Genomic DNA, 8,823 nt, shown 5'->3' with positions numbered 1-8,823 from the left:
GGTGGCGGTCGCGGACCGGCCGGCCACGGCGGTGGCGGCGCGGGTGCGGCTGGCGGCGGTGATCGACGAGCCGACGGCGCGCGATGCCGCCGGGCATCTGCGCTCCGAGGGCGAGGAGGTCCGCTGGGAGGACGGTGACGTGGTGGCCCGGCGGGTGGAGCGGCTGGGGGCGGTGGAACTGTCCGTACGGCCCCTGAGGAAGCCGGACGGCCGGCTGGTGCGGGCGGCCCTGCTGGACGGGCTGCGGCGGGAGGGGCTCGGGCTGCTGCGCTGGACGCGGGACACGGAGGGGCTGCGGGAGCGGCTCGGTTTCCTCCACCGGGTGGTGGGCGGGGGCTGGCCCGACGTGTCGGACGCGGCGCTGCTGGAGCGGGCGGACGAGTGGCTGGAGCCCGAACTGTCACGGGCGCGGCGGCGGTCGGACCTGGCGCGGCTCGACGCGGGGCAGGCGCTGCGGCGGTTGCTGCCCTGGTCCACGGGCGAGGCGTCGCGGCTGGACGAGCTGGCGCCGGAGCGGATCGAGGTGCCGAGCGGGTCGCGGGTCCGGGTGGAGTACGGCGGGCCGCAGCCCGTCCTGGCCGTGAAGCTCCAGGAGTTGTTCGGTCTGCGGGAGACGCCGAGGGTGGCGGGGGTGCCGGTGCTGGTGCATCTGCTGTCGCCCGCCGGGCGTCCCGCTGCGGTGACGGCGGATCTGGCGTCGTTCTGGCGGGACGGCTACCGGGCCGTGCGGGCGGAGTTGCGGGGGCGTTATCCCCGGCATCCGTGGCCGGAGGATCCGTCGGCGGCGGTCGCGACGCGGCGGTTGAACGACCGGCGGTGAGCGGGTGGTCGTCCCCCGCACGCACCGCCGCCCCCGGGTCCGGAGGGACGCGGGGGCGGCGGTGCGACGTGGTCCGTGCGGTCATGCCGCCGGGGTGGAGGGCGACGAGGACGGGGTCCCGGAGGGCTCGCCCGACGGGGTGCCCGGGTCGGTGGGCGGCGGGGTGGTGGGCGGCGCGGCGGTGACCTTGACGGTGATGTCCAGGGTCACTCCGTTGTCCGTCCGGAGGCGCAGCACGAACGTTCCGGCATCGGTGTCCGCGAAGAGGTCCGGGAGCTGGAGGACCCCGTCGTCGCCGGTGGTGAGGCCGGTCAGGGTGCGGAGCTTGCTGCCGTCGGCCGCCTTGAAGTACGGCCCGCCGGCCGGGGCGGTGGGGTCGGCGGCAGAGGTGATCACCGAGGCGGTGACGCCGGTCCCGGGGACGGCCGTGCCGTTGGACGTGGCCTTGATCTGGACCGGGGCGGCGAACGCGGCGCCCGCGACGGCCGTGAGGTCCTCGCCGCCGGTCCTGGCCAACGCGTCGGCCGGGCGGGCCGTGACGGTCGTGGTCCAGGTGACGCCGGGGACCTGGCCCGAGGACGGGGTGGCGCGCACCACGAACGTACCGGCCTTCTCACCGGCCTTGAGCTGCGGCGCGATCGCCATGCCGTCCGTGCCGGTGACGACGGTGACGGTCGTGGCGTCCGGGACGAACCGGGCGTCCGTGTCGCCGGCGATCGTGAAGGTGATCTCGACCTTGGCGACGGGCTTGCCCGCCTTGTCCTCGGCGCGGACCGCGGCCCGCCCGGGGAACAGGCTCCCGGCGACCGTGGTGAACGTACCCGTGCCGGCCTTCTCGACGTGGCTGACGACGGGCGGCTTCGACGCCGGCGGCTTCGTCGGGGGCGTGGTCGGCGGCTTGGTCGGCGGCGTCGTCGGAGGTGTGGTGGGGGGCGTCGTCGGGGGCTTGGTGGGCGGCGGGGTGCCCGGGGACGTCGGCGGCGGGGTACCCGGCGTCGACGGCGGCCCGGCGGGCGTCGTCGGGACCGTCCCGGTGGGGCTGTCGGTGCTGGGCAGGACGCCGGTGCCGTCCGGCACCTCGTGGGTGCCCTTGCGGTAGTACTCCAGCCACGACCGGACCGTGTTCAGGTACTCCCGCGAGTGGTTGTAGCTGAGGATCGCCGCGTCCAGGTCGGCGTCGACCGTGAGGTCGCGTCCTTTCCCGCAGAGGTAGTACCCGGCCGCGAGGGCCGCGTCGTAGATGTTGTTGGGGTCCTTGCGGCCGTCCCCGTTGCCGTCCTGGCCCGAGGTGGCCCAGGTGGAGGGGATGAACTGCATCGGACCGACGGCCCGGTCGTGCGTCGAGTCGCCGTCGTACGCGCCGTTGTCCGTGTCGGAGATGTTGGCGAAGCCGACGCCGTTGAGGACGGGCCCGAGGATCGGGGCGGTCGTGGTGCCGTCGGCGTCGACCGCGCCGCCGCGTGCCTGGCCGGACTCGACCTTGCCGATCGCGGCGAGCAGTTGCCAGGGCAGCCGGCAGTCGGGCCTGGTCTCCGCGAGGGCCTGCTCCGCCTTCTTGTAGGCGTCGAGGACCGTGGCGGGTATCCCCGCCTCGACGTCGCCCACGGCCGCCGGCAGGTCTATGGACACCAGCGGCTTGTCCGGCGGGTTCAGCGGCGGAAGGTCCGTGTAGTACGGGGAGTTGCCGGTCGCGGGCGTACCGGGTGGCGTGGTGGTGGCGTCGGCGGCCTGCGTACCACCGCCGGGCAGTCCGAGGACGGCGCCCGGCGCCTGGGAGGCGGAGAGTGCCGCGATGGCCACGGCGGCCACCGCGGTGGTGGTGGCTCCTCTGCGCAGTCGGCTGCCGAATGGCACTGCCATACGTCTGGTCCCTCCCCGGTGAATGACAATGCGCGCTCCCCGCGCCTGGGCACCGGCGACCCTACGTCAACTCCCTGTGCGACAACACCGGTCGCGACCGGTTTTCACCAGTTCGCCACCTGGGGGTCGTCCGGGGGGCGCGGGCCTCACCCGGGCCGGTGCCCCACCCGGGTGAGCCGCGCCGTCGGCACGCGGCACAGGGATCGGCGCGCCGGATCCGTACGCCTGGTCAGCACGCCGATCAGCGCGTCGGTCAGCGCGTCGGTCGGTACGCCCGTCAGTGCGCCGCCGACTCCCAGTCGGTGCCGACGCCCACGGAGACGTCCAGCGGCGCGCGCAGGTCGACGGCGGCCGGCATCTCGCGGCGCAGGATCGCCTCGACCTCCTCGCGCTCGCCGGGCGCGATCTCCAGGACGATTTCGTCGTGGACCTGGAGGAGCATCCGGGACGTCAGGCCGGCCTCGCGGACGGCCCGGTCCACGTTCAGCATGGCGACCTTGACGATGTCGGCCGCGGTGCCCTGGATGGGGGCGTTGAGCGCCATCCGCTCGGCGGTCTCGCGGCGCTGGCGGTTGTCGCTGTTGAGGTCGGGCAGATAGCGGCGGCGACCGAGCATCGTCTGCGTGTAGCCCGTGGCCCTGGCCTCGGCGACCGCGCGCTGGAGATAGTCCCGTACGCCGCCGAACCGCTCGAAGAAGGTGTCCATCAGCCCGCGGGCCTCGGCGGCCTCGATGTTCAGCTGCGCGGAGAGGCCGAACGCCGAGAGCCCGTACGCCAGTCCGTACGACATGGCCTTGATCTTGCGGCGCATCTCGGGGTCGACGGCGTCCCGCTCCACGGCGAACACCTGGGAGGCGACGGTGGTGTGCAGGTCCTCCCCGGAGGTGAAGGCCTCGATCAGGCCCGCGTCCTCGGAGAGGTGGGCCATCACGCGCAGTTCGATCTGGCTGTAGTCGGCCGTCATCAGCGATTCGTACCCCTCGCCGACGACGAAGCCGCGGCGGATCGCCCGGCCCTCGTCCGTGCGCACCGGCACGTTCTGGAGGTTGGGGTCGGTGGACGAGAGCCGGCCGGTGGCGGCGACGGTCTGGCTGAACGTGGTGTGGATGCGGCCGTCGGCGCCGATCGTCTTGACCAGGCCCTCGACGGTGACCCGCAGCTTCGCCTGCTCGCGGTGGCGCAGCATGATGACGGGCAGTTCGTGCTCGGTCCGGCCGGCGAGCCAGGCGAGCGCGTCGGCGTCGGTGGTGTAACCGGTCTTGGTCTTCTTGGTCTTGGGCAGGCCCAGCTCGCCGAAGAGGACTTCCTGGAGCTGCTTGGGCGAGCCGAGGTTGAACTCGTGTCCGACGGCGGCGTGCGCCTCCTTCACGGCCTGCTGGACGGCGCCCGCGAACTGCTGCTCCATGGCTTCCAGGTGCGCCCGGTCGGCGGCGATGCCGTGGCGCTCCAGCCGGGCCAGCAGGGCGGAGGTGGGCAGCTCCACCCTGTACAGCAGGTCGGTAGCGCCGACCTCGGCGAGCCGCTCGGTGAACGCGTCGCCCAGGTCGAGGATCGCGCGGGCCTGCGTCATCAGCGCGTCGGCCTCGGCCTCGTCGTCGGCGCCGAAGGCGAGCTGGCCGTCGGCGGAGGCGGCGGGCGCCAGCTCCCGGCCGAGGTATTCGACGGCGAGGGTGTCCAGGGCGAAGGAGCGGCGGCCGGGCTTGACGAGGTAGGCGGCGAGGGCGGTGTCCATCGTGACGCCGCCGACGCGCCAGCCGTGCTCGGGGGCGACCCGCATGACGCTCTTCGCGTTGTGCATGACCTTGGGCCGCTCGTCGTCGGCGAGCCAGGCGGCGAAGGCCTGTTCGTCGGCCTCGTCCAGCTGGGTCGTGTCGAACCAGGCGGCGGCGCCGCCGGCGGCGGCGAGCGCGACCTCGGTGATGGAACCGGCGCCCAGCGCCCAGGTGTCGACCGTGGCGATGCCGAGCGGCCCGGTGCCGTGCTCGGCGAGCCACGGGGTCAGCTGCCCGGAGCCGAGGACGGTGCCGTCCAGCTCGACGCCGGCGGCGGGCGCCGGGGGCTCGTCCTCGACGGCGCCCGGGTCCACGGCCAGCAGCCGCTCGCGGAGGCTGGGGTTGCGGATCTCCAGGAGCTCCAGCACCGAGATCAGGGCCGTACGGTCGTAGGGCTGCCGCTCCAGCTCCTGGGGGGTCTTGGGCAGCTCCACGGTGCAGGTCAGCTCCGTGAGCCTGCGGTTGAGCCTGACCGACTCCAGATGGTCGCGGAAGTTCTGCCCCGCCTTGCCCTTCACCTCCTCGGCGCGCGCGATCAGCTCGTCGAAGGAGCCGAACTCCCTGATCCACTTGGCAGCGGTCTTCTCGCCGACGCCCGGGATGCCGGGGAGGTTGTCGGACGGGTCGCCGCGCAGGGCGGCGAAGTCCGGGTACTGCCGGGGGGAGAGGCCGTACTTCTCCTCGACCTTCTCCGGGGTGAAGCGGGTCAGCTCGGAGACGCCCTTGGTGGGGTAGAGCACGGTCGTGTGCTCGGTGATCAGCTGGAAGGAGTCCCGGTCGCCGGTGACGATGAGCACTTCAAAGCCGGCCGCCTCGGCCTGGGTGGCGAGGGTCGCGATGACGTCGTCGGCCTCGAAGCCGTCGATCGCGAACCGGTCCGCGTGCATCGCGTCCAGCAGCTCGCCGATCAGCTCGACCTGTCCCTTGAACTCGTCGGGGGTCTTCGAGCGGTTCGCCTTGTACTCGGGGAACTCCTCCGAGCGCCACGTCTTGCGGGACACGTCGAAGGCGACCGCGAAGTGCGTGGGCGCCTCGTCACGCAGGGTGTTCGCCAGCATCGACGCGAAGCCGTAGATGGCGTTGGTCGGCTGGCCGGTCGCGGTCGTGAAATTCTCCGCGGGCAGCGCGAAGAACGCCCGGTACGCCAGGGAGTGCCCGTCCATGAGGAGCAGGCGAGGACGGTTGTCTGGGGTCTTCTTCGACGCTGTCTCAGCCACGTACCCGATCCTGCCACGCCCCACTGACAATCCCGACCCGCGAGCATGGCGGTGATGGGCTTCACTGGGGGGTGGTCTATACCCGTCCGACAGCCCTGTGCAAAACTTGAATACTGTACACAGTCGACAGTAGCCAATTTGTGTGTAATTCGCAGCTCTAGGAGAGCACGATGGCCAGCAAGCCGCCCGCAGGTGATCCGGTCCAGGACGCGCCGCAGGTCGCGGCACCCAAGCACGCCGCCGCGGGACTGCCCGCCGTCGCGCACTCCCTGATCATCGCGCGACAGCAGATGGGGGTCCGCCGCAGCGCGCGGACCCTCCTCAAGCTCAACCAGAAGAACGGCTTCGACTGCCCCGGCTGCGCCTGGCCCGAGGGCGACCACCGGCACAAGGCCGAGTTCTGCGAGAACGGCGCGAAGGCCGTCGCCGAGGAGGCGACCGTACGCCGGGTGACCCCGGACTTCTTCGCCGACCACTCCGTGGAGGACCTCGCCGGGCGCAGCGGCTACTGGCTCGGCCAGCAGGGCCGTATCACCCAGCCGATGTACCTGCCGGAAGGCGCCGACCACTACCAGGCCGTCCCCTGGGAACGGGCCTTCCAGATCATCGGCGAGGAGCTGAAGGCCCTGGAGTCGCCGGACGAGGCGTGCTTCTACACCTCGGGCCGTACCAGCAACGAGGCCGCGTTCCTCCTCCAGCTCTTCGCGCGCGAGTTCGGCACGAACAACCTGCCCGACTGCTCCAACATGTGCCACGAGTCGTCCGGTTCGGCCCTCGCGGAGACCATCGGCATCGGCAAGGGCAGTGTGTCCCTGGAGGACATGCACAAGGCCGACCTGATCATCGTCGCCGGGCAGAACCCGGGCACCAACCACCCGCGCATGCTCTCCGCGCTGGAGAAGGCCAAGTCCGCGGGCGCGAAGATCATCTCGATCAACCCGCTGCCCGAGGCGGGACTTGAGCGCTTCAAGAACCCCCAGACACCGCTCGGCATGGTCAAGGGCGCCGCCCTCACCGACCTGTTCCTCCAGATACGCATCGGGGGCGACCAGGCCCTGTTCCGCCTGCTCAACAAGATCGTCCTGGAGACACCCGGCGCCGTGGACGAGTCCTTCGTCGCCGAATTCACCCATGGGTACGAGGAGTTCGCCGCGGCGGCGCGCGAGGCCGACTGGGACCAGACGCTCACCGCGACCGGCCTGGACCGCGCCGACATCGAGAAGGCCGGCGAGATGGTCCTCGCCTCGAAGCGCACCATCATCTGCTGGGCCATGGGCCTCACCCAGCACAAGCACTCCGTACCGACCATCCGCGAGGTCGTCAACCTCCTGCTGCTGCGCGGCAACATCGGCCGCCCCGGCGCCGGCGTCTGCCCCGTGCGCGGCCACTCCAACGTGCAGGGCGACCGCACGATGGGCATCTTCGAGCGGCCCTCCGACGCCTTCCTGGACGCCCTGGACCGGGAGTTCAGCATCACCTCGCCCCGCCACCACGGCTACGACGTGGTGCGGTCCATAGAGGCGCTGCGCGACGGCGACGCGAAGGTCTTCTTCGCGATGGGCGGCAACTTCGTCGGCGCGACCCCGGACACGCTCGTCACCGAGGCCGCCATGCGCAACGCGCGGCTCACCGTGCACGTCTCCACCAAGCTCAACCGCTCGCACGTCGTCACCGGCGTCCGCGCGCTGATCCTGCCCACCCTGGGCCGTACCGACAAGGACTTCCAGGCGGGCGTGCGGCAGATCGTGACCGTGGAGGACTCCATGGGCATGGTGCACGCCTCCCGGGGCAACCTCGAACCGGCCAGCCCGCACCTGCTCTCCGAACCGGCCATCGTCGTACGGATGGCCCGCGCCGTCCTCGGCCCCTCCTCCCTGATCCCCTGGGAGGACTTCGAGAAGGACTACGCGAACATCCGCGACCGGATCGCCCGCGTCATCCCCGGGTTCGAGAACTTCAACGAGCGCGTCGCCGACCCGAACGGCTTCGAGCTGCCCCACGCGCCGCGCGACGAGCGGAAGTTCCACACGGCCACCGGCAAGGCCAACTTCACCGCCGCGCCCGTCGAGTACCCGAAGCTCCCCGAGGGCCGGCTGCTGCTACAGACCATGCGCTCGCACGACCAGTACAACACCACGATCTACGGCCTCGACGACCGCTACCGGGGCATCAAGAACGGCCGGCGCATCGTCATGGTCCACCCGGACGACGCGGCCGGACTCGGCCTGCCCGACGGCTCGTACACCGATCTCGTCAGCGAGTGGAAGGACGGCGTGGAGCGCCGCGCCGAGGGCTTCCGGGTCGTCCACTACCCGACCGCCCGGGGGTGCGCCGCCGCGTACTACCCGGAGACCAATGTGCTGGTGCCGCTCGACGCGACGGCCGACATCAGCAACACCCCCACGAGCAAGTCCGTCATCGTCCGCTTCGAGCCCGCGGAACGCCCGGTGGCGGCGGCGGAGTGAGCTGGCCGACAGGGGGCCCGGCTAAGCGATCGCTCAGCCATCTGATAGGACGGTGGACACACCGCCGTCGACGATCGGAGCCGGGCCCCATGGGCGAGCAGACCCCGACACAGTCCCCCGTCCAGTTCCCCCAGGAGATCATCGACGAGTACGCCGCCCTCGGCGTCGACCTCGCCGCGGTCTTCTCGGCCGGACACCTCGGCACCCGCATGGGGGTGGAGATCGTCGAGGCATCACCCGAACGGGTCGTCGGCACCATGCCGGTGGAGGGCAACACCCAGCCGTACGGGCTCCTGCACGGCGGCGCGTCCGCCGTGCTCGCCGAGACCCTCGGCTCCATCGGCTCCATGCTCCACGGCGGCAGCCGCAAGGTCGCCGTCGGTGTCGACCTCAACTGCACGCACCACCGGGGGGTGCGCGAGGGTCTGGTCACCGGGGTCGCGACCCCGGTCCACCGCGGCCGTACGACCGCCACCTACGAGATCGTCATCACCGACGACCGGGACAGGCGCGTCTGCTCCGCCCGCCTCACCTGCCTCCTGCGGGACGCCCCGGCCGGGGCCTGACCGACGGCGGCCGGGACGCAGTAGCGTGCCCGCATGAGGCCATCACCGCGCCGGTACGGGGTGCCGCTCGGGTATGTACCGGCGTACGCGCTCGTGTTCGCGACCGCCCTCACCGGCTGCGCG

General features: G+C 72.1%; 5 protein-coding genes. 3 read left to right on the top strand and 2 right to left on the bottom strand.

The window, feature by feature from the left end; all coding sequences use genetic code 11:
* A partial coding sequence (locus GT042_RS18845; protein ID WP_272925732.1) for an ATP-dependent helicase C-terminal domain-containing protein occupies positions 1-820 on the top strand: 820 nt, incomplete at its 5' end.
* A gap of 81 nt (positions 821-901) precedes the next feature.
* On the opposite strand, the gene GT042_RS18840 is transcribed toward GT042_RS18845, so the two are convergent.
* On the bottom strand, positions 902-2,680 hold the full coding sequence (locus tag GT042_RS18840; protein WP_161309893.1) for a lytic transglycosylase domain-containing protein: 1,779 nt from the start codon (positions 2,678-2,680) through the stop codon (positions 902-904).
* A gap of 277 nt (positions 2,681-2,957) precedes the next feature.
* Positions 2,958-5,669, bottom strand: coding sequence for a DNA polymerase I (gene polA, locus GT042_RS18835; RefSeq protein ID WP_161309892.1), 2,712 nt, complete (start codon positions 5,667-5,669; stop codon positions 2,958-2,960).
* A 170-nt stretch (positions 5,670-5,839) separates the two neighbouring features.
* Between polA and GT042_RS18830 the strand changes: the two genes are divergently transcribed.
* Together GT042_RS18830 and GT042_RS18825 are read left to right on the top strand one after the other, a co-directional pair.
* Complete coding sequence (locus GT042_RS18830; RefSeq protein WP_161309891.1) at positions 5,840-8,134, top strand: FdhF/YdeP family oxidoreductase; 2,295 nt, start codon at positions 5,840-5,842, stop codon at positions 8,132-8,134.
* Positions 8,135-8,223: 89 nt separating this feature from the next.
* Complete coding sequence (locus GT042_RS18825) at positions 8,224-8,700, top strand: hotdog fold thioesterase (RefSeq protein ID WP_161309890.1); 477 nt, start codon at positions 8,224-8,226, stop codon at positions 8,698-8,700.
* Positions 8,701-8,823: the final 123 nt, after the last annotated feature.

Origin of the sequence: Streptomyces sp. SID3212 (assembly GCF_009865405.1) — a bacterium.
GTDB lineage: Bacteria > Actinomycetota > Actinomycetes > Streptomycetales > Streptomycetaceae > Streptomyces.
The sequence above is the reverse complement of the archived record's forward strand: the minus strand, read 5'-3'. Positions and strand labels throughout refer to the sequence as shown.